General features: G+C 58.5%; 24 protein-coding genes and 1 tRNA gene. 14 read left to right on the top strand and 11 right to left on the bottom strand.

The window, feature by feature from the left end:
• Positions 1–222: 222 nt before the first annotated feature.
• Complete coding sequence (locus HRR99_RS14960) at positions 223–1,851, bottom strand: MFS transporter (RefSeq protein WP_111840170.1); 1,629 nt, start codon at positions 1,849–1,851, stop codon at positions 223–225.
• A gap of 281 nt (positions 1,852–2,132) precedes the next feature.
• Between HRR99_RS14960 and rimP the strand changes: the two genes are divergently transcribed.
• From rimP to HRR99_RS14915, 9 genes are all read left to right on the top strand, one after another.
• Entirely contained in the window at positions 2,133–2,717 is a 585-nt protein-coding gene (rimP, locus tag HRR99_RS14955) for a ribosome maturation factor RimP (protein WP_233122282.1), read from the top strand.
• 52 nt (positions 2,718–2,769) lie between these two features.
• The gene (nusA, locus tag HRR99_RS14950) at positions 2,770–4,380 is read left to right on the top strand and encodes a transcription termination factor NusA (protein WP_233122281.1); all 1,611 of its coding nucleotides are present in this window, start codon (positions 2,770–2,772) and stop codon (positions 4,378–4,380) included.
• Complete coding sequence (locus HRR99_RS14945) at positions 4,377–5,069, top strand: RNA-binding protein (RefSeq protein WP_111840173.1); 693 nt, start codon at positions 4,377–4,379, stop codon at positions 5,067–5,069. The genes nusA and HRR99_RS14945 overlap by 4 nt, the downstream gene beginning before the upstream one ends.
• A gap of 102 nt (positions 5,070–5,171) precedes the next feature.
• Positions 5,172–7,904, top strand: coding sequence for a translation initiation factor IF-2 (gene infB / locus HRR99_RS14940; RefSeq protein ID WP_233122280.1), 2,733 nt, complete (start codon positions 5,172–5,174; stop codon positions 7,902–7,904).
• A gap of 75 nt (positions 7,905–7,979) precedes the next feature.
• Positions 7,980–8,396, top strand: a complete 417-nt coding sequence (gene rbfA, locus HRR99_RS14935; RefSeq protein ID WP_111840175.1) for a 30S ribosome-binding factor RbfA — start codon at positions 7,980–7,982, stop codon at positions 8,394–8,396.
• A 3-nt stretch (positions 8,397–8,399) separates the two neighbouring features.
• Entirely contained in the window at positions 8,400–9,347 is a 948-nt protein-coding gene (gene truB, locus HRR99_RS14930) for a tRNA pseudouridine(55) synthase TruB (protein WP_233122279.1), read from the top strand.
• A gap of 193 nt (positions 9,348–9,540) precedes the next feature.
• Positions 9,541–9,810, top strand: a complete 270-nt coding sequence (gene rpsO / locus HRR99_RS14925) for a 30S ribosomal protein S15 (RefSeq protein ID WP_111840177.1) — start codon at positions 9,541–9,543, stop codon at positions 9,808–9,810.
• 307 nt (positions 9,811–10,117) lie between these two features.
• Entirely contained in the window at positions 10,118–12,259 is a 2,142-nt protein-coding gene (pnp, locus tag HRR99_RS14920) for a polyribonucleotide nucleotidyltransferase (protein ID WP_045230184.1), read from the top strand.
• 78 nt (positions 12,260–12,337) lie between these two features.
• Entirely contained in the window at positions 12,338–13,357 is a 1,020-nt protein-coding gene (locus tag HRR99_RS14915; protein ID WP_233122278.1) for a class I SAM-dependent methyltransferase, read from the top strand.
• Here HRR99_RS14915 and HRR99_RS14910 read toward each other — a convergent pair whose 3' ends face one another.
• Positions 13,358–14,302: an AEC family transporter gene (locus HRR99_RS14910; RefSeq protein ID WP_045230182.1), complete on the bottom strand. Its 945-nt coding sequence runs from the start codon at positions 14,300–14,302 to the stop codon at positions 13,358–13,360.
• 316 nt (positions 14,303–14,618) lie between these two features.
• On the opposite strand from HRR99_RS14910, the gene HRR99_RS14905 reads away from it, so the two are divergent.
• Positions 14,619–15,611, top strand: a complete 993-nt coding sequence (locus HRR99_RS14905; protein ID WP_233122277.1) for an adenosine kinase — start codon at positions 14,619–14,621, stop codon at positions 15,609–15,611.
• A gap of 9 nt (positions 15,612–15,620) precedes the next feature.
• Here HRR99_RS14905 and HRR99_RS14900 read toward each other — a convergent pair whose 3' ends face one another.
• Positions 15,621–16,157, bottom strand: a complete 537-nt coding sequence (locus HRR99_RS14900) for an SH3 domain-containing protein (protein WP_045230180.1) — start codon at positions 16,155–16,157, stop codon at positions 15,621–15,623.
• 185 nt (positions 16,158–16,342) lie between these two features.
• Here HRR99_RS14900 and HRR99_RS14895 point away from each other — a divergent pair, with 185 nt between their 5' ends.
• Entirely contained in the window at positions 16,343–17,347 is a 1,005-nt protein-coding gene (locus HRR99_RS14895; protein WP_045230179.1) for a 2-hydroxyacid dehydrogenase, read from the top strand.
• Between the two features lie 4 nt (positions 17,348–17,351).
• Here HRR99_RS14895 and HRR99_RS14890 read toward each other — a convergent pair whose 3' ends face one another.
• The 7 genes from HRR99_RS14890 to HRR99_RS14860 all read right to left on the bottom strand — a co-directional run bounded on the left by HRR99_RS14890 (position 17,352) and on the right by HRR99_RS14860 (position 23,584).
• On the bottom strand, positions 17,352–17,825 hold the full coding sequence (locus tag HRR99_RS14890; protein WP_233122276.1) for a GNAT family N-acetyltransferase: 474 nt from the start codon (positions 17,823–17,825) through the stop codon (positions 17,352–17,354).
• A complete protein-coding gene (locus HRR99_RS14885) occupies positions 17,822–18,583 on the bottom strand; it encodes a molybdopterin-synthase adenylyltransferase MoeB (protein ID WP_233123523.1) in 762 nt (253 codons plus the stop codon). Before HRR99_RS14885 ends, HRR99_RS14890 begins: the two co-directional genes overlap by 4 nt.
• A 40-nt stretch (positions 18,584–18,623) precedes the next feature.
• On the bottom strand, positions 18,624–19,748 hold the full coding sequence (recF, locus tag HRR99_RS14880) for a DNA replication/repair protein RecF (RefSeq protein WP_233122275.1): 1,125 nt from the start codon (positions 19,746–19,748) through the stop codon (positions 18,624–18,626).
• Between the two features lie 192 nt (positions 19,749–19,940).
• On the bottom strand, positions 19,941–20,570 hold the full coding sequence (locus tag HRR99_RS14875; protein WP_233122274.1) for a nucleoside triphosphate hydrolase: 630 nt from the start codon (positions 20,568–20,570) through the stop codon (positions 19,941–19,943).
• A complete protein-coding gene (locus tag HRR99_RS14870) occupies positions 20,567–21,361 on the bottom strand; it encodes an ATP-binding cassette domain-containing protein (protein WP_233122273.1) in 795 nt (264 codons plus the stop codon). Before HRR99_RS14870 ends, HRR99_RS14875 begins: the two co-directional genes overlap by 4 nt.
• Positions 21,361–22,425 (bottom strand): ABC transporter permease, encoded by a 1,065-nt coding sequence (locus tag HRR99_RS14865; RefSeq protein WP_111840187.1) that lies wholly within the window; start codon positions 22,423–22,425, stop codon positions 21,361–21,363. Before HRR99_RS14865 ends, HRR99_RS14870 begins: the two co-directional genes overlap by 1 nt.
• A 136-nt stretch (positions 22,426–22,561) precedes the next feature.
• Positions 22,562–23,584 carry a sugar ABC transporter substrate-binding protein gene (locus tag HRR99_RS14860; protein ID WP_111840188.1) on the bottom strand — a complete coding sequence of 341 codons (1,023 nt, stop codon included), beginning with the start codon at positions 23,582–23,584 and terminating at the stop codon, positions 22,562–22,564.
• Between the two features lie 267 nt (positions 23,585–23,851).
• Here HRR99_RS14860 and HRR99_RS14855 point away from each other — a divergent pair, with 267 nt between their 5' ends.
• Positions 23,852–25,117, top strand: a complete 1,266-nt coding sequence (locus HRR99_RS14855; protein WP_111840189.1) for an ROK family transcriptional regulator — start codon at positions 23,852–23,854, stop codon at positions 25,115–25,117.
• 87 nt (positions 25,118–25,204) lie between these two features.
• On the opposite strand, the gene HRR99_RS14850 is transcribed toward HRR99_RS14855, so the two are convergent.
• A tRNA-Ser gene (locus HRR99_RS14850) sits at positions 25,205–25,294 on the bottom strand.
• Between the two features lie 236 nt (positions 25,295–25,530).
• Between HRR99_RS14850 and HRR99_RS14845 the strand changes: the two genes are divergently transcribed.
• Positions 25,531–25,848, top strand: a complete 318-nt coding sequence (locus HRR99_RS14845) for a hypothetical protein (protein WP_233122272.1) — start codon at positions 25,531–25,533, stop codon at positions 25,846–25,848.
• A 67-nt stretch (positions 25,849–25,915) separates the two neighbouring features.
• Positions 25,916–26,563: a peptide-methionine (S)-S-oxide reductase MsrA gene (gene msrA, locus HRR99_RS14840; RefSeq protein ID WP_233122271.1), complete on the top strand. Its 648-nt coding sequence runs from the start codon at positions 25,916–25,918 to the stop codon at positions 26,561–26,563.
• Positions 26,564–26,641: the final 78 nt, after the last annotated feature.

Raw genomic sequence — 26,641 nt, 5'->3', positions numbered from 1 at the left:
CTAAAAAAAGCGCTGGTTTCACAGGCGATATCTGGTGGAAGCCTTGGCGCAACGGGAAGCAAGCCATAGCGCAGGGTTGCCTCTCAGGCGCGGACTTTCGAAGGCTCTCATGACTTTCCCCTGACCATATGAGACGCATGAAGCTGCCACGGTCAAAAAAGTTCCCGAGGGTCGGATATTTTAGCGAAGACCGATCGTCCACGTGTCCCGGTCATGCTGCCTTCAGTGCGGGTCGATGTGGGCTTTGTGGAAGATATCATCCTGCGGCGGTATGGCCTGACGTTCGATCATACGATGCACGCGGGGACGTGTACTGCCGCGGTGGAGCGCCAGAATACTGTCCCAACTCTCGGCATCGGCCTGCGTCCGTCGGTGGTTGTGGCGCACATATTCCACCCATGTCGGCACATGGTAGATTTCCGTCCAGATATCCGGGTTCTCCAGATCGCGCATCAACGTCCAGTTCTGGGCGCCGTCGCGCAGACGGATGCGTCGTCTCTCTGCCATGATCGACATGAATTCCGGCAGGTCGGCATCATCGATCTCGTAATCGACGAGAATGGCAATCGGCCCGCTTCGCGGTTTGACGTCAAGGCGCAGGTTCGGTTCGACGAAACGGTTGAGCGGATCGAGATTGAGCGACGCGAAGGCTGGCATTGCCAGCTTGAAGCCGACCAGAACACCCAGCAGCATCAGCAGGCACGAACAGAGCAGTGAATAGGTCAGGCCGTAATTTTCGGCAAGCGAACCCCACAGCCAACTGCCCACGGCAATACCGCCGAAGGTCAGCGTCTGGTAGAGCGAGAGCGCGCGGCCCACGACCCAGCGCGGCGTGGACAATTGCACGATGGTGTTGAATAGCGACAGTGCGAGAACCCAGCTTGCGCCGGAAATCGTCAGAACCAGCGCAGTCAGGATGGCACTCGTGCTGACGGCGGTAACGGCGGAGCTCAGGGCAAAGCCGAGAAAGGCGACGCGCACGATCCATTCGCTGCTGACCATTTCGCGCAGGCGTGCGCTGACCAGAGCACCGCCGATTGCGCCGACACCAAAGGCGCCCAGCATGATACCGTAGGTCAGAGGCCCGCCCTGCACCAGATCGCGCGCGACCAGCGGCATCAGCGCCAGAATAGCGCTGGCGGAAAGGCCGAACAGGAAACCGCGCACCAGAACCTTGCCGATATTCGGCGACATGGCGACATAGCGCATGCCAGCGGAGATGGCGGCGAAGAGATGCTCGCGTGGCAGCGTGGAGGTGCTTTTGGGCGGTTGCCATTTCACCAAAGCATAGATCAGCGCAAAATAGCTGAAGGTGTTGACGAGAAACGCCGCTGCCGCACCTGCAATCGCCACCACCACACCACCGATGGCCGGGCCGACGCTGCGGGTGATGTTGAAGCCGACACTGTTGAGCGTCACCGCTGCCGGAAGATCTTCGCGCGGCACCATCTCGCCAACGGACGCCTGCCATGAGGGATTGTTAAGCGCCGTACCGCAGCCGATCATGAATGTGAAGAACAGGAGCAGCCACGGTGACAGCCATCCAAACCAGGCGAACACCGTCAGCATGATAGAGGCGGCAAGCATCAGAAGCTGCGCCGAAATCATGATGCGGCGGCGGTCGAAACTGTCGGCCAATGCACCTGATACCAGCGAAAACAGCATGATGGGCAGCGAGGTCGATGCCTGCACCAGCGCGATCATGTTTTCCGACGAGGACAGCGCCGTCATCATCCAGGCAGCGCCCACCGCCTGAATAAGCCCACCGAAGTTCGAGGCAATGCTCGCAAACCAGATTGTGCGGTAGGTTTGATGCTTGAGTGGCGTAAGGGGAGATTTTCTATCGGGCACGGGCAGTCCAATTGATGCAATTGCTGGTCATCCGGGTCACACTATAGACGCCGTTTGAGAGGATGCCACTGTTTCGGCGCGTGCCAAGGTAAAATTGTGACGAAAGCCAATTTCGCTGCTTTTGCGCCTCATCCTTGCAATATCGACGATTTGGGTTTATACGGACCTTCAAATTCTTGATCGTCTGATGAAGAGTGGGGCCGCAAGGCTCCGCTCTTTTTCGTTAGGCGCCCTAAAAACCGGAGCTAGCCTCCGGCGCAGAGAAAGACCGGAAGGCCAGAATGGCAGACGCCGAACCAAGACTGATAACCGAAACAGGCATCGACCAGCGCATCGCCGAAATCATCGAGCCGGTGCTGACAGGCATGGGCTTTCTTCTGGTGCGCGTCCGGCTTTCCAGCCAGAACGGCTCGACCCTGCAGATCATGGCCGAGCGCGAAGACGGAACCATGACCGTGCAGGACTGTGAAGCCGTTTCCATGGCGATTTCACCGGTTCTTGATGTGGAAGACCCCGTCGAAAAGGCGTATCATCTCGAAGTGTCGTCGCCCGGCATCGACCGGCCGATGGTGCGCAAGACCGACTTCGTTCGCTGGCAGGGCCATATCGTCAAGGTCGAAACATCGATCCTGGTCGACAACCGCAAGCGCTTTCGCGGCAAGATCGCCAGCGTCGAAGCGGACGGTTTCAGACTGGAGCGCGACCAGATTGCCTATGGCGAAGAGCCCGTGGTGATGATCCCGTTCAACACACTTTCCGACGCGAAGTTGGTCCTGACGGACGATCTTATTCGCGACGCACTGAAGGCGGACAAGCAGGCCAAGGCCGCGGCTGCCAATCAGAACGAAGAAGCAGACGAAGACTAATTCCAAAGTAAGCCCTGACAACGCGGGCAAAACGACTTACGGAGACATAAAAATGGCAGTCAGTGCTAATAGGCTTGAGCTTCTGCAGATCGCCGATGCTGTGGCGCGCGAAAAGGTCATCGACCGCGAAATCGTGCTGGCCGCAATGGCTGATGCTATCCAGAAGGCTGCCCGCTCGCGTTACGGTTCCGAGACCAACATTCGCGCCGACATCAACTCCAAGACCGGCGAAATCCGCTTGCAGCGTCTGCTCGAAGTGGTCGAAAAGGCCGAAGACTACGGCACGCAGATTCCGTTGGAACTGGCACGCGACCGTAACGTCGATGCCAAGATCGGCGACTACATTGCCGATCCGCTGCCGCCGATGGATTTCGGCCGTATCGCTGCCCAGTCCGCCAAGCAGGTCATCGTCCAGAAGGTTCGTGAAGCCGAGCGTGATCGCCAGTATGACGAGTTCAAGGATCGTATCGGCGAAATCATCAACGGTACCGTCAAGCGCGTCGAGTATGGCAACGTCATCGTCGATCTCGGTCGTGGCGAAGGCATTATCCGTCGTGACGAGATGATTCCTCGCGAAAACCTGCGTTACGGCGACCGCGTTCGTGCCTTCGTCTACGACGTGCGCCGCGAACAGCGCGGCCCGCAGATTTTCCTGTCGCGCACGCATCCGCAGTTCATGGTCAAGCTCTTCACCATGGAAGTGCCTGAAATCTACGACGGCATCATCCAGATCAAGTCGGTTGCCCGTGACCCCGGTTCGCGTGCCAAGATCGCCGTCATCTCCAACGATAGCTCGATCGATCCGGTCGGCGCTTGCGTGGGTATGCGCGGTTCGCGCGTTCAGGCCGTTGTTGGTGAGCTTCAGGGCGAAAAGATCGACATCATTCCATGGTCTCAGGACCCGGCATCCTTCATCGTCAACGCCCTTCAGCCCGCTGAAGTTTCCAAGGTCGTTCTCGACGAAGAGGCAGAGCGCATTGAAGTCGTCGTGCCGGATGAGCAGCTGTCGCTGGCCATCGGTCGTCGCGGCCAGAACGTGCGCCTGGCATCGCAGCTGACCGGCTGGGACATCGACATCATGACGGAAGCCGAAGAGTCCGAGCGCCGTCAGAAGGAATTCAACGAACGCACCGGCATCTTCATGGAAGCGCTGGATGTGGACGAAATGGTCGGCCAGGTTCTGGCATCCGAAGGCTTCGCACAGGTCGAGGAACTGGCTTACGTGGACCTGAGCGAAATCTCGTCCATCGACGGTTTCGATGAAGATACGGCTGTCGAAATCCAGACACGCGCGAAAGAATATATCGAGCGTATCGAGACGGAAATGGATGCCAAGCGCAAGGAGCTCGGCGTGTCCGACGAACTGCGCCAGATAGACGGCCTGACATCGCAGATGCTGGTGGCACTGGGCGAAGAAGGTGTGAAGAACATCGAAGACTTCGCAGGCTGCGCCGCTGACGATCTGGTCGGTTGGAGCGAACGCAAGGACGGCGAGACCAAGAAGTTCGAAGGTACCTTCTCCAAGCTCGACGTGTCGCGCGTCGAAGCCGAGAACATGATCGTTCAGGCCCGTCTTCTGGCTGGCTGGATCACCGCTGAAGATCTTGCTGCTAAGCAGGAAGAGGTTGCTACCGAGGAGGCGGATACCGCCGATCAGGAATGATTTCGCAAGCGCATGAGCCTGACGACCTGCTCGATGACGAGCTGGTCGAAGGTACAGGCAGCGAGCGGATGTGCATTGTAACGCGGCAGAGTGGAACACCCGATGAGTTGGTCCGTTTTGTCGCAGGCCCGGACAAAAGCGTTGTTCCGGACCTGAAACGCCAATTGCCAGGGCGCGGATGCTGGGTCACTCCCGAGCGCGCCCTGATCGAGAAGGCCATTGCGAAGAAGCTTTTCGCGCGCGCCTTGAAGACGGATGTCAAAACCGGACCTGAACTCCTTGAGATGATGGACCGGCTGATGGCGCAGCAGCTGACCGGAATGATGAACATGGCGCGCAAGGCGGGTCAGTTCATCAGCGGCGCCACGAAAGTGGATGCGTCCGTGCGTTCGGGACATGCCCTTGCGGTGTTCCACGCAACGGATGCCGCGCCGGATGGCGTGAGAAAGATCAACCAGGCCCGCAAGGCCTGGACCCTCGGCTCAGGCGCCGAGACAGAAATACCGTCCTTTCGGCTCTTCAGCGAGCAGGAAATGGACGAACTGATGGGCCAGAATGCTTTTATCCATGCCTGCGCGCTTGCAGGGCAGGCGGGTGAGGGTGTAGTGAAGCGCGCAAAGATGCTCGAGCGATATCGCAATGGCGATAAACCTCAGGCGGATTTAGACGCTGCCCGGACAATACAATGACGCGGTCATCGGACTTTATCCGCCACCGCGTTCGGATGCAGCTAGTTAAAGACAGGGCCTGATGAATGTCATCCGGCTCTCGTCCGAAGGAACGGGAACGGAATGACCGATAACAACGACGACAAGACACTCAACGCACAACCCAAGAAGACCCTTACTCTGAAGCCGAGTGGAGCGTCTACGGGAACTGTGCGTCAGGATATGGGTCGTGGTCGCACCAACGCGGTTGTCGTGGAGACACGCAAACGCCGCCCATTGCGTCCCGAAGACGAAAAGCCCATCACGCCGACAGTGACAGCAGCACCACAGCCAGCACGGCCTACAGCGCCTGCCGCAGCTCAGCGCCCGCAGCAGCCTCAGGCGCAGCGGCCCTATCAGTCTGGCAACCAGAACAATAACAACAATCAGAACCGCTCTGCGCCATCTTCGCAGCCTGCGCGTCAGCCGGACCGCCCGCGTGGCGCCGTCCTGCATGACCTTTCGGCTGGCGAAATGGATGCGCGCCGTCGGGCTCTCGCAGAAGCTCAGGCTCGCGACATCGTAGAAGCCAAGCAGCGCGCCGAAGACGAAGCACGCCGAAAAATCGAAGAAGAAGCCCGTGCAGTGGCCGAGAAGGAAGAGGCTGCGCGCCGCGCAGCCGAAGAAGCCCTCGCTGCCAAGACGGCACCGGCTCCTGTTGCAGCGCCTGCCGAAGCCGCACCTGCGCCTGTTGCGACCAGAACACCTGCCAGCACGGGCCGCCCGGACTCACGTCCGCAGCTGCGCACCGTTCCGGCTGCCGTTCCGACACCGATCGACAATGCCGGTCCCCGTGGCCGTCGCCCCGGTGGCGAGGAAGAAGACGATCGTGGTGCACGTCGCAGTGGCGTACCGGTTCGCGGCAAGGTCGCGGCCCCTGCCCCGACCAAGCCTGCGGCCCGCCTGAAGACCGAAGAAGAGCGTCGTCGTGGCAAGTTGACGGTAACGTCCAATCTGGAAGAAGACGGCAGCCCGCGCGGTCGCTCGCTTTCCGCCATGCGCCGCCGTCAGGAAAAATTCCGTCGTGGCCAGATGCAGGAAACCCGCGAAAAGGTCATGCGTGAAGTCATTCTGCCTGAGACCATCACCATTCAGGAACTGTCGCAGCGTATGTCCGAACGGGCCGTCGATGTGATCAAGTACCTGATGAAGGAAGGTCAGATGATGAAGCCGGGCGACGTCATCGACGCCGATCTGGCCGAAATCATCGCTGGCGAATTCGGCCATACCGTCAAGCGCGTATCCGAATCCGACATCGAAGAAGGCATCTTCAACGTATCCGACGACGATGGCGGCGAACTGGTTTCGCGTCCTCCGGTCGTTACCATCATGGGTCACGTCGACCACGGCAAGACATCGCTGCTCGACGCCATCCGTCAGACGAGCGTTGTTTCGGGTGAAGCCGGCGGTATCACTCAGCATATCGGCGCCTATCAGGTCGAGAAGAACGGTCACAAGATCACCTTCATCGACACCCCCGGCCATGCCGCCTTTACGGCCATGCGTGCTCGGGGTGCGCAGGCAACCGACATCGCCATTCTGGTGGTCGCAGCCGATGACAGCGTGATGCCGCAGACGATTGAATCGATCAACCACGCAAAAGCCGCTGGTGTGCCGATCATCGTGGCAATCAACAAGATCGACAAGCACGAGGCAAACCCTGAAAAGGTTCGCCAGCAGCTGTTGCAGCACGAAGTCTTCGTCGAATCCATGGGAGGTGAAGTTCTCGATGTGGAAGTGTCCGCAAAGAACAAGCTCAACCTCGACAAGCTTCTCGAAGCCGTTCTGCTCCAGGCCGAAATTCTCGATCTGAAGGCAAACCTCAACCGCACCGCGGAAGGTACGGTTATCGAAGCTCAGCTCGATCGCGGTCGTGGTTCCGTGGCGACTATTCTGGTTCAGAAGGGCGTGTTGCGTCCGGGCCAGATCATCGTTGCCGGCGACCAGTGGGGCCGTGTGCGCGCACTCGTCAACGACAAGGGCGAACACGTCAAGGAAGCCGGTCCGGCTACACCAGTCGAGGTTCTCGGCCTTTCGGGTACACCATCTGCCGGTGACCGCTTCGCGGTCGTCGAAAACGAAAGCCGTGCGCGTGAAATTTCCGAGTACCGTCAGCGCCTGACACGTGACAAGGCTGTTGCCCGTCAGACTGGCCAGCGCGGTTCGCTGGAACAGATGATGACGCAGTTGCAGGCCAGTGGCCGCAAGGACTTCCCGTTGCTCATCAAGGGTGACGTGCAGGGTTCTGTCGAAGCGATCATCGCATCGCTTGAAAAGCTTGGAACAGACGAAGTTCGCGCACGCATCATCCACTCTGGTGCAGGTGCGATCACGGAGTCGGATATCTCGCTTGCCGAGGCCTCCAACGCTGCGATCATCGGCTTCAACGTACGCGCCAACGCTCAGGCACGGACCGCATCCGAACGCGCCGGTATCGAAATTCGCTACTACAACATCATCTACGATCTGGTGGATGACGTGAAAGCAGCGATGTCGGGTCTTCTGTCTCCGGAACGCCGCGAAACCTTCCTCGGCAACGCCGAAATCCTGGAAGTCTTCAACATCACGAAGGTCGGCAAGGTTGCCGGTTGCCGTGTCGTCGAAGGCAAGGTGGAACGTGGTGCAGGCGTTCGTCTGGTGCGCGACAATGTCGTCATCCACGAAGGCAAGCTCAAGACGCTCAAGCGCTTCAAGGACGAAGTCGGCGAAGTGCCGGTTGGTCAGGAGTGCGGTATGGCGTTCGAAAACTACGAGGACATCCGTGCAGGCGACACCATCGAGTGCTTCCGCGTAGAGCACATCACCAGAACGCTCTAAGCGTTTCGCCACAACGAGAATACACTGTCGGGCGCCGGCTTAACCGGCGCTCGCTTTGTTTAAGGCTAAGATAAAATGGCAAAAGCATCATCATCCGCGCCCTCGCAACGCATGCTGCGCGTTGCCGAACAGGTTCGCGCTGCGGTGACCCAAATTCTGCAACGCGGCGAAGTTCGCGACGATCTGATCGAAAAGACGGTGATTTCCATTTCGGAAGTGCGCATGTCGACCGATCTCAAGATCGCGACCGCTTACGTGACGCCGATTGGCGTTGACGACCACACCGATACGATCACGGCACTGAACCGCCACGCCAAATTTCTGCGTGGCCGCTTGGGCCCGCATTTGCGGCAGCTGAAATATGTGCCGGAGCTCCGGTTCCGCGACGATACCAGCTTCGACAATTACAAGAAGATCGACGCGCTCCTGCGTTCGCCGGAGGTGCAGCGCGATCTGGGACCTTCAAACGAAAAAGACGACGAACAGAACTGAAGCATGTCCAAACCACGCAAACAACAACACCGTAAGCCCAAGGGCCGACCGATTTCCGGCTGGCTTATCCTCGACAAGCCGTTCGATTTCGGCTCTACCGAGGCCGTTTCGAAAATCAAATGGCTCTTCAACGCACAGAAGGCCGGTCATGCTGGCACGCTTGATCCCTTGGCCTCCGGTATGTTGCCGATTGCGCTGGGAGATGCCACGAAGACCGTGCCTTATGTGATGGATGGCCGTAAGATATACGAGTTCACCGTAACCTGGGGCGAAGAGCGGACCACCGACGACATGGAAGGTGATGTGCTCAACACATCAGCCGACCGTCCGAATGAGCAGGCGATCCGCGATCTGCTGCCCAACTATACCGGCACGATCCTCCAGATACCGCCGCAGTTTTCCGCGATCAAGATTGCCGGAGAGCGGGCCTACGATCTGGCGCGCAGTGGCGAGGAAGTCGAAATTCCGGCCCGTGAGGTCGAGATACACCGGATCACCCTGCTGGCCTGCCCCGATGCCGATACCGCCCATTTCGAAGTGGAGTGCGGCAAGGGAACCTATGTGCGTGCACTTGCCCGTGACATGGGCCGCGATCTGGGTTGCTATGGCTTTATCTCTGAGCTGCGCCGCTCCATGGTCGCACCCTTTGCCGAAGACGCGATGGTGCCGCTTGCAAAGCTTGTCGAGTTCGAAGCCATCGAAGACCGTGACGAGCGGTTGGCGGCGCTGGACGCCTATTTGATCGACACGTCGGAAGCGCTTTCGTCGCTGCCGCATCTCATCATCAATGATGACCAGGCCCATCGGCTCAAAATGGGTAATCCCATTCTTCTGCGCGGGCGCGATGCGCCGACACAGGAGATGGAAGCCTATGCGACCGCTCGCGGCAAGCTTATTGCCATCGGCGAAATTGCCGAAGGCGAGTTCCGCCCGAAGCGCGTTTTCGGCTGATAACGACAGCATACACACCCACGTTGATGGCTGAGCGACCCAAAGAGGCGAAACCAATCGCCTCTTTCCTTTATGGGCCGTTTGGTTTATAGGCAGCGCAGCTTGGGCTTGGCCCGCGCTACTACATGGCCAGTGCTGGACGACATCCCGGTGCTTGGCGTCCCGTTTTTCCTTAAATAGAAAGGATCGTCCGATGTCGATTACTGCAGAGCGCAAAGCCGAACTCATCAAGGAATACGCCATCAAGGAAGGTGATACCGGTTCGCCGGAAGTTCAGGTCGCAATTTTGACCGAACGGATCAACAACCTGACAGGCCACTTCAAGGATCACAAGAAGGACAACCACTCCCGTCGTGGCCTTCTGACCATGGTTTCCAGCCGCCGTTCGCTTCTCGACTACGTCAAGAAGAAGGACGAAAGCCGTTACACCAAGCTGATCAGCGCACTCGGCATTCGCCGCTAAAAACTTTTCCGGCGGGTTTCGATCACGAAATTCCCGCCGGTTTTTATTCCAGCCCTGTGCTGGCATGCTGATAATGGCAGTCCCTCAGGACGCCAACAGAAGATGGGCCGGATGGGCCGGTGCCGTCTGATATAACCGATGACCTGTCATGGGGCAGGATTGCCGGATGCTTTTGCAACGCTTCGACGCGTTGCCATGTTTCACACGAAATATGGACCAAAGCGCCCTGCTGTCTTGCCCGTGATACGTTGCAGCCCGCGTGTTCTCCGCTTTTTGAGAGGACCGTGGCTACATTTGAGGACAAGATATGTTCAATCAACACTCCGTCGAAATCGAGTGGGCAGGCCGCCCTCTAAGACTTGAGACAGGCAAAGTCGCCCGTCAGGCCGATGGTGCGGTTATCGCAACCTACGGCGAAACAATGGTTCTCGCGACCGTCGTTTCCGCAAAGTCGCCAAAGCCCGGTCAGGACTTCTTCCCGCTGACCGTCAACTACCAGGAAAAGACATACGCAGCCGGCAAGATCCCCGGTGGCTATTTCAAGCGCGAAGGTCGTCCTTCCGAAAAGGAAACCCTGGTTTCCCGCCTGATCGACCGCCCGATCCGCCCGCTGTTTCCTGAAGGCTACAAGAACGACACCCAGGTTGTCGTTACCGTCATTCAGCACGACCTCGAAAACGATCCTGACGTCTTGTCGATGGTTGCAGCCTCTGCTGCCCTGACGCTGTCGGGCGTTCCATTCATGGGCCCCGTCGGCGGCGCACGCGTCGGCTACATCAACGGCGAATATGTTCTGAACCCGCATCTCGACGAGATGGACGAGTCGGTTCTGGATCTGGTCGTTGCCGGTACGCAGGACGCCGTCCTGATGGTCGAGTCGGAAGCCAAGGAACTCAACGAAGAGATCATGCTCGGCGCTGTGATGTTCGGTCATCGCGGTTTCCAGCCGGTCATCGACGCCATCATCAAGCTGGCTGAAGTTGCTGCCAAGGAACCACGCGAATTCGAGCCGGAAGATTTCTCCGCTCTCGAAACGGAAATGCTCGGCCTTGCCGAAGCTGAACTGCGCGACGCCTACAAGATCACCGAAAAGGCTGCCCGTTACAACGCGGTTGACGCCGTCAAGGCCAAGGTCAAGGCACACTTCTTCCCAGAAGGTGCAGAGCCGAAGTACACCAATGAAGTGATCGGCGCTGTCTTCAAGCACATTCAGGCAAAAATCGTTCGCTGGAACATTCTGGACACCAAGAGCCGCATCGACGGTCGCGATCTGTCCACCGTTCGTCCGATCGTGTCTGAAGTCGGCATGCTGCCACGCACCCACGGTTCGGCGCTGTTCACACGCGGCGAAACTCAGGCCATCGTTGTTGCCACACTCGGCACCGGCGAAGACGAGCAGTACGTGGACAGCCTAACAGGCATGTACAAGGAACGCTTCCTTCTGCATTACAACTTCCCTCCCTACTCGGTTGGTGAAACAGGCCGTATGGGCTCCCCGGGCCGCCGCGAAATCGGTCACGGCAAGCTGGCATGGCGCGCAATCCGCCCGATGCTGCCATCGGTCGAACAGTTCCCTTACACGCTGCGCGTCGTTTCCGAGATCACCGAGTCCAACGGCTCGTCCTCGATGGCGACCGTTTGCGGCACATCGCTCGCTCTGATGGATGCAGGCGTTCCGCTTGCAAAGCCAGTGGCCGGTATTGCCATGGGCCTCATCCTTGAAGGCGAACGCTTCGCTGTTCTCTCCGATATCCTGGGTGACGAAGATCACCTCGGCGATATGGACTTCAAGGTTGCCGGTACGGCAGACGGCATCACCTCGCTGCAGATGGACATCAAGATCGCCGGTATCACCGAAGAGATCATGAAGGTCGCACTGGAGCAGGCAAAGGGCGGTCGTACGCACATTCTCGGCGAAATGGCCAACGCCATCACCGAGGGACGTTCGCAGCTCGGCGAATTTGCTCCACGCATCGAAGTCATGAACATTCCGGTCGACAAGATCCGTGAAGTCATCGGCTCCGGCGGCAAGGTCATCCGCGAAATCGTCGAAAAGACTGGCGCGAAGATCAACATCGAAGACGATGGTACCGTCAAGATCGCGTCTTCTTCCGGCAAGGAAATCGAAGCGGCCCGCAAGTGGATCCACTCCATCGTTGCAGAGCCTGAAGTCGGCATGATCTACGAAGGCACGGTCGTCAAGACCGCTGACTTCGGTGCATTCGTCAACTTCTTCGGCGCACGCGACGGCCTCGTTCACATCTCGCAGCTGGCATCCGATCGCGTTGCCAAGACCTCCGACGTCGTCAAGGAAGGCGACAAGGTTTGGGTCAAGCTGATGGGCTTCGATGAGCGTGGCAAGGTTCGCCTTTCCATGAAGGTTGTCGATCAGGCAACCGGCAAGGAAGCCGTTGCTGAAAAGAAGAGCGAAGGCGAAGCTGCCGAATAAGGTAGCTGGCGCTAACAGATATCGAGGCGCGGGATTTCTCCCCGCGCCTTTTTTCTATTTGAACTTAGGAACGACCCCATGAGCCGTGACGCTGTCAAAACCCTGTTTCATCCCTTTGCCGCAGACATGCTGGCGAGCCCCAAAGCGGGCGAACGCGTTCTGTTTTTGGGCGCTGAAGCAGGCGCGCCACGTCTGGAAGGGTTCGAGGCTGCCATCACAGCCGTTCAGAACCTGCGCCCGCTCTACCGTGCACTGCAAGCGCAGGGCGCAGAGGTCGCGCCGGAGATATCAGGTGAAGATTATGACGTCGCACTTCTCATCGGCGGCAAGCACCGTGGCGAAAACGAAAACCGTCTTGCCGAGGCGCTGACCCGCGTCAAGGCTGGCGGTCTGATTGTCGCTGCCGGTTCCAAGGAAGACGGCATCGTCACGCTGCGCAAGACCTTGTCGAAGCTCGGCATCGAAGCGGAATCGACACCGAAGTATCACGGCGTCGCCATCTGGTTCACACGTCCTGACGATGTCTCAGCAGCCGTTTCCAAACTCCAGCAGGGCACTGTGACCATCGATGGTCGCTTTACGGCCATGCCGGGCATGTTTTCGCACGATCGCGTCGATGGCGGTTCCGAGCTTTTGGCTTCGCGCCTGCCGACGGATTTCGATGGCAACGCTGCCGATTTCGGCGCTGGCTGGGGTTATCTCTCCGTCATGCTGGCTGAGAAGTCTTCGCGCACGGCCCGAATCGATCTGTTCGAGGCAGACTGGAACGCGCTGGAATTTGCCAAGACCAATATGCTGGAAAATTGCCCGCGTCTGACGGCACGTTTCTTCTGGCAGGATCTGGTGGCAGAGCCGCCGAAGGAAAAATACGACCTCATCATCATGAACCCACCGTTCCATGCCAATGGTCAGGCGTCGGAACCGGCCCTCGGCCAGGCCATGATCAAGACGTCAGCAATGGCACTGCGCAGCGGTGGAAAGCTGCTGATGGTTGCCAACCGCGGCATGCCCTATGAGACGATCCTATCGACCGAATTTCGCTCCAGCCAGGAAGTCTGCCGCAACTCGCGCTTCAAGGTTTTGGGCGCGCAGAAGTAATCAGCTGAGCAGCCACGCCCAGAACGACACGGTCAGCACACCGAATAGGGTGGAAATGCTGATCGTGGAGGCCGCTATGCTGTGGCCGATGCCGAAACGGTTGGCCAGCAGCCAGGAATTGATGCCTGTGGGCACACAGGATGTCAGAACAAGCGCTGCCGTCCAGGCGGGGCTCAAGCCCAGGGCATGCGCCATCAGCCAAACGCAGGCTGGCATCAGGATCAGCTTGAACGCCGTCATCGTCACCGCAATGCGCAGATTGCCGCGAATAGGATATTTGGTGAGCGCCATGCCGAGCGAAATCAGCGCCGCTGGACCTGCCATGCTGGCGATTTGATCGATCACCGTCGTCATCACCTCCGGCATGGCAAAGCCGGTCATGTTGAAGCACAGCCCCAGCACGAGTGCGATCACCAGCGGATTTTGCGCAAGATTGCGCCCCACCTGTTTCAGCACGGCAAACGCACTGCGCTTTTCTCCGCCCAGAACCTTGTGCGTTGCATTTTCCATCAGGATTGTTCCCGCAATCATCATGATCGGCAGATGCACCACCAGAAGGATGGAAATCGCCACGATGCCATCGCTGCCGATGGAGCGACCGACGAGTGGCAGGCCGATGAAGATGTTGTTGGCAAAAGCCGACGATATCCCAGCGATGACGCTGACCCGCAAATCCTGCTTGAAGACGTGCCGCGTCACCAGTTGCCCTGCTGCCCAGGTAATCGCGACACCGACGAAATAGGTCACCCAGAGCTTGAAGGGCGAAGCACCATGGAAATCGGCAGAGGCCAGCGTGCGAAAAATCAGCGTGGGAACGGCGATCTTGAAGACGAAGTCGCTGAGCACATCGCTGGCTTCCGCCTTGAACAGCTTAACCTTGACGGTTGCCCAGCCAATGAGAATGAGAAGAAAGATCGGCGCGACATTGATGGCGACAGCATACATTGCGGAGGGACTTTCGCGGGCCTGCAGAAGCTTTCGGTCTAACGCATCTATCGGGACCGAACAACGCCAACCGCCTCCACAAAAGAAAAAAGCGAGGTCGCCCCCGCTTTCATCCGCTTGCCCCACCAGTACATCCGTGATGACGCAATGCGCATTCTATACCAACGCTGCATGACAGACACATGACGCGTTGTTTTTTTGTAGCAGGGCTGTTCTGTTACAACCGCCGCGCGGTTTTGGCTTTTCTTGTCGCCAGAATTCTTTAAGACCGGATGGTATATAACGCATCCACCAATGCATCCCGGACAAGAGGCCCATGACAAAATTCGACGTACTGACGGTTGGCAATGCCATTGTGGATATCATCTCCCGCTGCAACGATCAGTTTCTAGAAGAGACCAAGATCACCAAGGGCGCAATGAACCTCATCGATGCCGAGCGTGCCGAATTGCTCTATTCGTTGATGGGCCCGGCTCTCGAAGCCTCTGGCGGTAGTGCTGGCAACACGGCAGCGGGCATTGCCAATTTCGGCGGAAGCGCGGCCTATTTCGGCAAGGTGGCGGAAGATCAGCTGGGCGAGATTTTCCAGCACGATATCCGCGCCCAGGGCGTTCATTTCGAAACCAAGCCACAGGGCACATTCCCGCCAACCGCGCGCTCGATGATTTTCGTCACCGAAGACGGCGAGCGTTCGATGAACACCTATCTCGGTGCCTGCGTGGATTTTGGCCCTGAGGATGTCGAACCGGCAGTCGTTGCAGAATCCAAGGTCATCTATTTCGAAGGTTATCTCTGGGACCCGCCACGCGCCAAGGATGCGATCCGCGATTGCGCCCGCATTGCCCACGAAAACGGTCGCGAAGTCTCGATGACACTGTCAGACAGCTTCTGCGTCGGTCGTTACCGGGATGAGTTTCTGGAACTGATGCGCTCCGGCACTGTCGATATCGTTTTCGCCAACAAGCAGGAAGCGCTTTCGCTCTATGAGACCGATGATTTCGATCTGGCGCTGACGAAGATCTCTGCCGATTGCAAGATTGCAGCCGTCACCATGAGCGAAGAGGGTGCCACCATTGTGCGCGGCACAGAGCGCGTGAAGGTCGAGGCCTACCCGGTCTTCGACGTGGTGGACACGACGGGTGCTGGCGATCTGTTCGCCTCCGGCTTCCTCTATGGCTACACGCAGGGCCGTTCGCTGGAAGACAGTGGCAAGCTTGGCTGCCTGGCCGCCGCCGCCGTCATCCAGCAAGTCGGCCCGCGCCCCATGTCATCGCTGAAGGCGCTGGCCGAAAAGCATGGTCTTGTCTAAAGGCTTGGCTTATTTAAAGGCCTCTCCGGGGTAAGCACCCCAGATCTCGCCCTGAGATACCCAGCCGGTCACCTGATCGGCCTGGGCCTTGCACCAATCGCCATTGCATTCGCCGATCCTGATCTGTACGCCGGGCTCCAGCTTGGCCACGACGGATGCACCGGATTGCGCTTCGCGGCGCATGTTGACGTAGACATCCTTGCCCTTGCCGCGCATCCATGGGGCCGCGACGGCGGTGCGCTCCCCCGAGAGAAGTGCCTGGTTGACCCAGCCTTCGGTGCCATCGGCATCGCGAATGCGCCGCCAGTTTTCATATTCCTGAATGATTTCCACCGGCATGCCGGACTTCATATACATCCATGAAACCGCGTAATCGGTGCTTGGCCCGATGCGCATGTTGACGCGCCGTGATTTCAGGCTGACGAAGCGTGGCAACGGCAGGCCGCTTGCGCCCTTGGCGGCACCTTGTGCCATCACAGGTGCGCTTGCAGCGTCGAGAAAACCCAGCGACAATGCAATGCAGACAATAAAGACAATGCTACGCATGCCGGTTTCCGTTTCCTTGCGGTTGGTAATCTTGGGTGACGAACGAAACCACCATTTTTGAAAGTCAACGACGGCAACATGCGAGATTTGTTTGTCTTCGCCGATGGGTCTGGTAGAAACGCCCGTGGTGAAAGAAATTATCGCTCTTTTTGGTTAACGACCTCTGAACAAGGTGCCCTCGGACAATGACGAATAAGAAGAGACCGACCGTCTATTTGACACGCAAATTGCCGGATCTGGTCGAAACCCGCATGCGAGAGCTGTTCGACGCGGAACTGAACATCGAGGACACCCCGCGCACCAAGGCCGAACTCATCGCGGCCATGCAAACCGTGGACGTGCTGGTACCCACGGTCACGGACCGCATCACCGCCGATATGATCGAGCAGGCAGGCCCGCAACTGAAGCTGATCGCGGGTTTTTCCAACGGCATCGACCATATCGATGTGGATGCCGCCGCCCGCAAAGGCATCACCGTTACCAACACGCCCAATGTTCTCACCGAAGACAGCGCGGATATGACCATGGCTCTCGTGCTGGCCGTCCCGCGCCGCTTGGTGGAGGGAACCCGCGTGCTTGCCAATGGCTCGGATGAATGGCTGGGCTGGTCGCCCACATGGATGTTGGGCCGTCGCCTGTCGGGCAAGCGCATCGGCATCGTCGGCATGGGACGCATCGGCACCGCCGTCGCCCGCCGCGCCAAGGCGTTTGGGCTGTCGATCCACTACCACAACCGCAAGCGCGTCAACCCGGCAACAGAAGCAGAGCTTGAGGCGACCTATTGGGACAGCCTCGACCAGATGCTGGCCCGCGTCGATATCGTGTCCGTCAATTGCCCGTCCACGCCAGCGACCTACCACCTGATTTCCGCTCGCCATTTGGCGCTGATGCAGCCGACGAGCTACATCGTCAACACGGCGCGCGGCGATATCATCGATGAGGCGGCGCTGATCCGCTGCCTGATGGACGGCAAGATTGCCGGTGCGGGTCTGGATGTTTTCGAAAACGAACCGGTCGTGAACCCCAAGCTCATCAAGCTGGCCAAAGAGGGCAAGGTCGTTCTGTTGCCGCATATGAGCTCGGCCACCATCGAAGGCCGCATCGATATGGGTGACAAGGTCATCATCAACATCCGCGCCTTCTACGACGGCCACCGCCCACCCAACCGCGTGCTGCCGGGCCGCAGCTAGACGATCAGCTAAGCCGCTTCGTCATTTCGATGGACGTGACACGCGTATAGCCGGGATGGGAGTTTTCTGCCGTCCTCACAAAACCCCATGCTGCGAAGCGACGATGGTTGCCGGTAAGCTCGATGCGCGTTTCCAGTCGCAGTGCGGAAAGCCCCAGATCACTGGCCACCTCTTCCGCTCTCCGCAACAATGCGGAGCCCACGCCTTTACCCTGCGCCAACGGGGAAACGGCCAGTTTGCCAACATATAGGCTTGTCACTTCCGGCTTGCAGAAAATACAGCCCAACAACAGCTCGCCATCCAGCGCAACAAAGGCGATTTCGTCTTCGGTTTTCTGCGCCAGCGTGTCCAATGTCAGCCGGTGCGCGGAAGACGGTGGATCGATGATCCCGTCCATATAGGCAAAGGACGACCTGATAAGCGCCAACAACTCGGCAAATCGCTTGAATTCGCCATCGATCTTCACGATCTCGATCATGATGTCTGCGCACGCCGCTTGTAGCGAACGGTATCGAACCGCGCCGCCAGCGCATCGTATAACAGCAGACGCCCGATCAATGGTTCACCTGTCTGGGTAATCAGCTTGATCGCCTCCATCGCCATAATCGTGCCGATCACGCCCGTCAACGCACCGATAATGCCGGTTTCGGCACAAGACGGCACGACGCCCTCTGGCGGTGGTGCGGGAAACAGATCGCGATATCCCGGCAGCAAATTGCCGTCCGGCCCAGCCTCATAGGGCTTCAGCACGGTCACCGAACCATCAAACCGGCCCACAGCCCCGGTCACCAGCGGCACCTTCGCTGTCTCAGCCGCATCGGCTGCGGCATAGCGCGTGTCGAAATTGTCGGAGCCATCGATAACAAGATCGAAACCCCTGAGGTTGTCATGCGCCCAGACGATGGAGAAGCGTTCTTCGAAATGCAGCGTCCGCACATGCGGGTTCAGCCGCGCAATGGAGCGACGTGCGCTCTCCGTCTTCTGCTCGCCGATGGTGCCGGTGTCGTGAATGACCTGTCGCTGAAGGTTGGACAGCGAAACCACATCATCGTCGATGATGCCAAGCGTGCCGACGCCCGCCGCTGCGAGATAATACAGCACCGGTGCACCCAGCCCGCCCGCGCCGATCACCAGCACCTTGGCAGCCTTCAGACGCTGCTGACCCGCTCCACCAATTTCCGGCAGCAGTATATGGCGCTTGTAACGTTCGATTTCCTCTGGCGTCAGGGGGTCCAAAGTCATGTCTCCTGGCAATAGCTACAGGATTTAAGAACTATCACCCGATGCTGCCATGGGAAACATCGAAAAACTGCGCCCGCTCTCCAAGGCCCGCAAACATCGACGCATCCGTCCCGGTCATAAAACTCTGGCCGCCCAACGCGTGGATGAGATCGAACAGGGCCGCACGCCGCCCCTCGTCCAGATGCGCGGCAATCTCGTCCAGCAGCAGCACCGGCGCATGGCCGGTCATGTTGGCCGTGAGCTGCGCATGCGCCAGAACCAGCCCGACGAGCAGCGCCTTCTGTTCCCCCGTCGAGCAGCGCCCCGCATCCATGTCCTTTTCCGCATGGCGCACGAAAAGATCGGCGCGGTGCGGACCCTCCAGCGTGCGCCCGGCGGCAGCATCGCGGTAGCGATTGTCCTTCAGTGTCGCGAGATACTCGTCTTCCAGATCGACCGCCGGGCGATGAAATTCGCCATCCATGAAACCGGAGAGCGTCAGCGATGCCGTCGGAAAATTGGCATCATTGCTGCGGCTGTCGATCAGCGCTCTCAGGAGGCCCAGCATTTCGTGGCGTGCAACCGCCATGGAAATTCCAAGCTCTGCCATCTGCTTTTCGATGCCCTCCAGCCAGACGGGATCGAAGCGACCGTCCGACAACAGGCGATTGCGGCCGCGCATGGCTTTTTCGAAGTCGCTGGCCCGGCGTCCATGGCTGGGGTCGAGCGACAGGACCAGCCGGTCGAGAAAACGGCGGCGGTCGGACGAGGACCCGGTGAACAGGCCATCCATGGCCGGTGTCAGCCATAAGACGCGGAGGTGGTCGGTCAACTCATCGACGGATTTGACCGAGGTGCCATTCAGCCGCAGACGGCGCGACAAGGCCTCGCCTTCGCCCTCCACGCCGGTGCCGATGGCAACCTCGCCATCCATACCATCAACCTCGGCAAAGATGGAAAAGCCCACACTCTCTGCACCAACGCGCGTCACATCGGAGAGCGTGGCGCGTCGCAATCCGCGGCCCGGCGACAGAAACGAGATGGCTTCCAGCAGATTGGTCTTGCCCGATCCGTTGTCGCCCGTCAGCACCACGTGACGTGCATCAAGGCGCAGCGATACCTCCGCATAATTGCGAAACTCGTTCAGTTTCAGCCGGGAGAGGAAAACCTTGGCAGTCATGCCGCATCCAGAATCGTCATGGGATCATGACCTACAACATGCGCTCGAAAATCGGAATGGATTTTCAGACAAAGCGCATACTCCATCTCCCTCATTCCTGTGCTTGTCACAGGAATCCAGTCGCCGCGCGTCTGCGCGGCGAGAGAGTCTTTCAGCCCAAGGTGTTGAACCAGCTGGATACCGTGAAAAGAACTATTCCCAGATGTCGATGCTGATATCCGCACCCGCAGAGTTCTCGACCACACGCTTGCCATTCGGCAGATCGTTTTCGTAAAGCTTGGCATGGATGCCCGCTTCATCAAGCCCATATCCAACCCAGCGATCCCGCAGCCGTTGCTCCAGAACCTCAACCGATGGGCCGACGAAGATTGAAAAGTCGAAACTGCTTTTCAGCCGCACCCATGGTTCTTCATTGAGCAGGAGATAATTGCCTTCTGCCAGAATGAATCGCGTATCCGGCGCAATCGCTCGTGCCGAGGCAATCGCAATCTCCCTGGAACGGTCGAACACCGGCACCAGCACTTCCTGATCCGCCTTGCGAACGGCGGCGACAATGTCGGAGAAACCGCGCACATCAAAAGTCTCTGGCGCACCTTTGTGTGCCAGCAAACCGCGATTTTGCAAAATGCCGTTGTCCATATGAAAGCCGTCCATGGGCAGGACTTCGGCTTTTTCACCGCGTCGGGTCAGTTCGCCGTGAAGGGCGTCTGCCAGGGTGGACTTGCCGGCCCCAGGGGGGCCGGCAATCGCAACGATGAAGCGGGGATTGTCTGACGCGCGCTTGACGATGTCGTCAGCGATCGCATCCAGTGTCATGGTCATGCCGCGAGCGTCTCTTTCGGTGGTTCCTTGGCGCCCGTCATGAAGGCCACCGCGTCAGACATGGTGTATTCCTTCGGGTTGATGACGCAAAGGCGCTTGCCCAGACGGTGAATGTGAATGCGGTCTGCGACCTCGAACACATGCGGCATGTTGTGTGAAATCAGCACGATCGGCATGCCGCGCGAGCGCACATCGAGGATGAGCTCCAGCACGCGTCGGCTTTCCTTCACGCCCAAGGCTGCGGTCGGTTCATCCAGAATGACGACCTTGGAGCCGAAGGCCGCAGCGCGTGCAACGGCCACGCCCTGACGCTGGCCACCCGAGAGGGTTTCCACCGACTGGTTGATGTTTTGAATGGTCATGAGGCCGAGTTCGGACAGCTTGTTACGTGCAAACTTGTCCATGGCGGCGTGGTCGAGCTTGCGCAGGACCGTGCCCAGGAAACCTGGTTTTCTTAGCTCACGACCAAGGAACATGTTGTCGGTGATCGACAGGGCAGGTGAGAGCGCCAGGTTTTGGTAGACGGTCTCGATGCCAGCATCGCGGGCTTCAAGCGGTGTCTTGAACTGCACCGGCTTGCCATCCAGCCTGATCTCGCCTTCATCGGGACGGACGGCCCCGGACAAAGCCTTGATCAGAGAGGATTTGCCCGCACCATTATCGCCGATAACGGCCAGGATTTCGCCGGGGTAGAGATCGAAATCTGCATTGTCGAGGGCGGTTACGCGGCCATAACGCTTGACGAGACCATGGGCGGAGAGAACGGGTTGCTTTGTGGTGTCTATGGTCATCACACGCCTGCCTTTCGGATCCATTGGTCGATTGCAACGGCGGCGATGATCAGCCAGCCCGTCAACATGACTTTCCATTGCGGGTCAGCACCGAGCATGTTGAGACCCATGGAGACGACACCCACCAGCATCGCGCCAAACAGCGTGCCGAGAATGGAGCCGCGTCCGCCAAACAGCGAGATGCCGCCGATCACCGTCGCCGTAATGGCTTGAAGGTTATAGTCGGTCACGGCAGCGGACGGCGAAATCGAGCCGTTACGACCGATGGCAACCCAGGCTGCAAAGGCTGCGATCACACCTGCAACGGTATAGACGCTCAACAGAACCTTGCGGGTCTGGATGCCGGAAAGCTTTGCCGCTTCCGGATCGTCACCCACGGCATAGACGTGGCGACCCCAGGCGGTGTGGTTGAGAATGTACCAGAGCAGGGCGACCAGCAGCACCATGGCGATAACGCCCAGCGTGAAGGTGGCCGTGCCGATGCGGAAGTTGGTGGCGAAAATCTGGAGAAGCGGTGCGTTTTGCGACACGTCAGCATCGCGGATCGTCTGGTTTGCCGAATAGATGAAATTCGTCGCCATGACGATGTTCCACGATCCGAGCGTGACGATGAAGGGCGGCAATTTGACAACCGCAACCAGGAAGCCGTTGAACAGACCACAGAGCCCGCCAACCACGAAGCCTGCCAGAACGGCAACGCCGCTCGGCAGCCCGTAGGTCACGGCCACATTGCCCATCACCACGGACGAAATCACCATGACGACGCCGATCGAAAGATCGATACCGGCGGTCAGGATAATCAGCGTCTGCGCCGAGCCGAGAATACCGACGACGGCGATCTGCTGTAGAATCAGCGTTAGCGTATAGGATGAAAAGAAACGCCCGCCAATGCTCAGTCCGAAAATGGCGACCGACAGGATCAACACGATCAGCGGCACCGCTGCCGGGGTCGAGTGCAGGAAATGCTGCGCGCGTTTCAGGGGTGAAATTTTCTGGTGTTCGAACGACGCGACATTCTTGTCGCTGCCATCGAGCACTTGCTCGAATTCCTGTATTCCGCTCATGGTTTCTCCTCCCGCTCGCCAGCCTAAGCCATCCAAGGCGCTCGATCTTTAGCCGGATAATCTGACAGCGAAATCTTCTGGGCGAAACCGGCCGGAACAATGTTCCGACCGGTATGGGTTTATCGAAGGGTGGGGATTAGCCCCAGCACTTGGCCAGGCCTTCCTTGACGCTGATCGACGGCACGCCGGAAACCGGCTTGTCCGTGACGAGCGAAACGCCCGTGTCGAAGAAGGACTTGCCTTCGGTTGGCTTTGGCTTTTCGCCGGTGTCAGCGAACTTCTTGATCGCTTCCACGCCGAGTGCGGCCATCATCAGCGGGTACTGCTGCGATGTCGCGCCGATAACGCCTTCTTCAACCGACTTCACGCCGGGGCAACCGCCATCGACGGAAACGATCAGCACGTTCTTTTCCATGCCGACAGCCTTCAGCGCCTGATAGGCACCGACGGCAGCAGGTTCGTTGATCGTGTGGATGACGTTGATGCCTGGGTCCTTCTGGAGAAGGTTTTCCATGGCCTTGCGGCCACCTTCTTCATTGCCGTTGGTCACGTCATGGCCAACGATGCGCGGATCGACTTCATCGCCGATCTTGGATGGATCCTTGGGGTCGATGCCGAAGCCGATCATGAAGCCCTGGTCGCGCAGAACGTCGACGCTTGGCTGGTCAGGTGTCAGGTCGAGGAAGCCGACCTTGGCATCCTTGGACTTGTCGCCCATCGTGCCCTTGGCCCATTCGCCGATCAGCTTGCCGGCCAGCAGGTTGTCTGTGGCAAAGGTCGCATCGGCAGAATCGACCGGATCGAGCGGGGTGTCGAGAGCGATCACGAGAACGCCTGCGTCACGTGCCTTCTTGACAGAAGAAACGATGCCCTTGGTGTCGGATGCGGTGATGAGGATACCCTTGGCGCCATCGGCGATGCAGGATTCGATAGCAGCAACCTGGCTTTCGGAATCGCCGTCGATCTTACCGGCATAGGACTTCAGCGTCACGCCGACTTCCTTGGCCTTGGCAGTCGCGCCTTCCTTCATCTTGACGAAGAAGGGATTGGTATCAGTCTTGGTGATGAGGCAAACCGACGTATCGGCGGCAGATGCCACGGATGCAAAAGAAACGCCAAGCGCAAGCGCGCCGAGAAAGGCGGAAACGGTGCTTTTCATGTAGTCCTCCCAGTGAGCGAAGTGCTTCTTGTCGAAGCGACCTGTGCGGCCCCTCTCCTCCTAGAGCGGGTACCACTGCGGCAGATGGAACCACCAAATTAAAAAACTGTCAATAAATAAATCCAATTGAATTATTAATTCGATGTGCCATCTTATCGTTTCGCGACGACGGAAAGAACGGTGGGAGGACACTGTTCTTCGAAACACGATCCTTGCGAATTTCTTGATGCTGGCTACAGACCGTCGTAGGCCGGGAGGGACATGCACATGAGACGATCAGCGGAACCGACGATACAGGTATCGGCCAATGCGATGGACAGCGGCGGGGCAAATCAGGTCCGTGTCCGCGCCTATAATGAACGCCTCGTGCTGTCGCTCGTCAGACGCCACAATGGTCTCTCAAAGGCCGAGATCGCCCGCAGAAGCGGTCTTTCTGCACAAACTGTTTCCGTCATCATGCGGTCACTTGAAAGCGACGGGCTTCTTATTCGCGGCGAGCCGCTCCGGGGCAAGGTTGGCCAACCCTCGACACCGATGAGACTGAACCCGGATGCCGTTTTCTCCTTCGGCGTCAAGATCGGCAGGCGCAGTGTCGATCTCGTTTTGATGGATTTCGTCGGTCGCATCCGGCTGAAACTCCGCAACACCTACCCCTATCCCATGCCGGAATGGATATTGCCCTTCGTGATCGATGGCATTGCCGAGTTGGAGGCACGCCTGACCCCCGCTGAGCAACAACGGATTGCTGGTATTGGCATCGCAGCACCCTTCGAGCTCTGGAGCTGGGCACAGGAAGTGGGCGCCCCGCAAAAGGAAATGGACCGCTGGCGTGGCGTGGATCTCAGGGCCGAGATTGCCCGGCAGGTCAGCTACCCCGTATTTCTGCAAAACGACGCCACCAGCGCCTGCGGTGCAGAGCTCGTGTTCGGCGTCGGCCAGAACTACCCCGACTTCCTCTACGTCTTCATCGGGTCTTTCATCGGTGGCGGCGTCGTTTTGAATTCCGCCCTGTTTTCCGGGCGCACCGGTGCGGCTGGCGCAATCGGTCCTCTGCCAGTGCAAGGCCGGGATGGTTCCGTCGTGCAATTGCTGAAGATCGCCTCGATCTTCGTGCTTGAGGATATGTTGCGTGAGAAAAATATCGACCCGAAACCGCTGTGGTTTTCCCCGGACGAATGGGTCGATTTCGGCGAACCGCTCGAACGATGGATCGAGAACACGGCTGCAGCCCTCGCCCAAGCTGTGGTCGCCGCCTCCTCGATCATCGACTTCGCGTCCGTCATCATCGATGGCGGCTTTCCAAGCTGGGTGCGCGCAAGAATAACCGCAGCGACGCGCAAGGCGCTGGATCTGCATGACCTCCAGGGCGTCGTCGTGCCGGAAATTCTGGAGGGTGCTGTTGGAAGCCAGGCCCGCGCCATCGGCGGCGCAAGCCTTCCGCTTTTCTCACGCTATCTGCTGGATCAGAACGTGCTGTTCAAGGAAACAACGGGGCTGGGCGAGCAGCAGAATGGAATGCGTGCAGTTCAATAAGGGGGCATTTGCCAGCCAACATCGAGGTTGCTCGCGTTCAGGAGCGATCTTACCGCGTCGTAATTTTGTTAGTTTTTAGCTTGGGGATGGCGGACAGGGTGGGATTCGAACCCACGGTACGCTTTCACGCACACACGCGTTCCAGGCGTGCGCCTTAAACCACTCGGCCACCTGTCCGTCTAAACATCTGCATTTTGTGAAACTGCAAATCACTGGAACGGCGCGATATATACCGATGAATTCGCAGGGATCAACCCAAATTTGACAGTTTTTTTATTTGCGCATCAATTCGTTGTCGTCAGCGCGATTGCAATGCATGTTCCGCAGCTTTATCCCGAGGTAGACAGACGAGCGCGTCGTGCGCCGAAAAGGCCGAAGCACTGCTTTCCTGTAGCGGTGTCGGGAGAGGTTTAATGAAAGCGATTTTGCGGCTTATCAGCTTTTTGTTTCTGGCGGCAGCGGTGGGTGTGGGTGCGCTCGACTCGGTACGCTCGGTTGCGACATCATCAGTGGATATGATGAGTGCACAGGATATCTGGTCGAAATTCTTTCCTGCATCGCTGACCATGGCAGAAGGCACTGTGGCGCACTATATTCACCCGGAAGCGTGGCGTTGGGTTGGAAACGGCCTGTCTGCGGTTCCTGCCTTTGCAATTCTTCTGGCGTTGTCGCTACTGTTCTGGATGGCGGGATACAGAAAACCGAGGGTGATGGGCCGCTTCTCCGCCTGATGCAGAGATTGCCACGTACATATGCGCGAACCATGTAGCGGCCCCTTGAGGGCGCAAGGAGAATGCAATGTTCGGATTTGATACCATGTCCAAGAAAACCACCATGCCGACGCCGGAAACGGCATATCCCGGTCGCGACGAGGCAGTGATTGTGCCGGAGCATCACTTCGTGAACGGCAATCCTCTCAAAGGCCCCTACCCCGATGGTTTGGAAACGATCTATCTCGGCATGGGCTGTTTCTGGGGTGCAGAACGGCTGTTCTGGAAAACGCCCGGCGTCTGGGTGACGGCTGTCGGATATTCCGGCGGCATTACCCGCAATCCCAGCTATCAGGAAACGACGACCGGCCTCACCGGCCATGCCGAAGTGGTCAAGGTTGTCTATGATCCTGCTCAGGTGTCGCTCGCCGCTCTGCTCAAAATATTTTTCGAGGAACATGATCCGACACAGGGCATGCGGCAGGGGAACGATGTGGGCACCACCTATCGCTCCGTCATCTATACGACCGGTGATGAGCAGTTAAGCCAGGCCAAAGCCGCACGCGACACGTTCCAGCAGGCGCTGAAGTCTGCCGGGCATCCGGCGATCACGACTGAGATCGAACCGCTGGATATCTTCTATTATGCGGAAGACTACCATCAGCAGTACCTGGCGAAAAATCCCGGCGGTTACTGTGGTTTGCGCGGTACGGGCGTGAGCTGCAACATCGGTTAGTTTCGAATCTTTTGGTGGTTCGACCTGCTTTCGGACCTCCAAACACCCCTATCGGCTCGGCCACGCTCGATCATCGCG

Source organism: Agrobacterium vaccinii, assembly GCF_021310995.1.
GTDB lineage: Bacteria > Pseudomonadota > Alphaproteobacteria > Rhizobiales > Rhizobiaceae > Agrobacterium > Agrobacterium vaccinii.
This window is presented reverse-complemented; position numbering and strand designations above follow the sequence as displayed.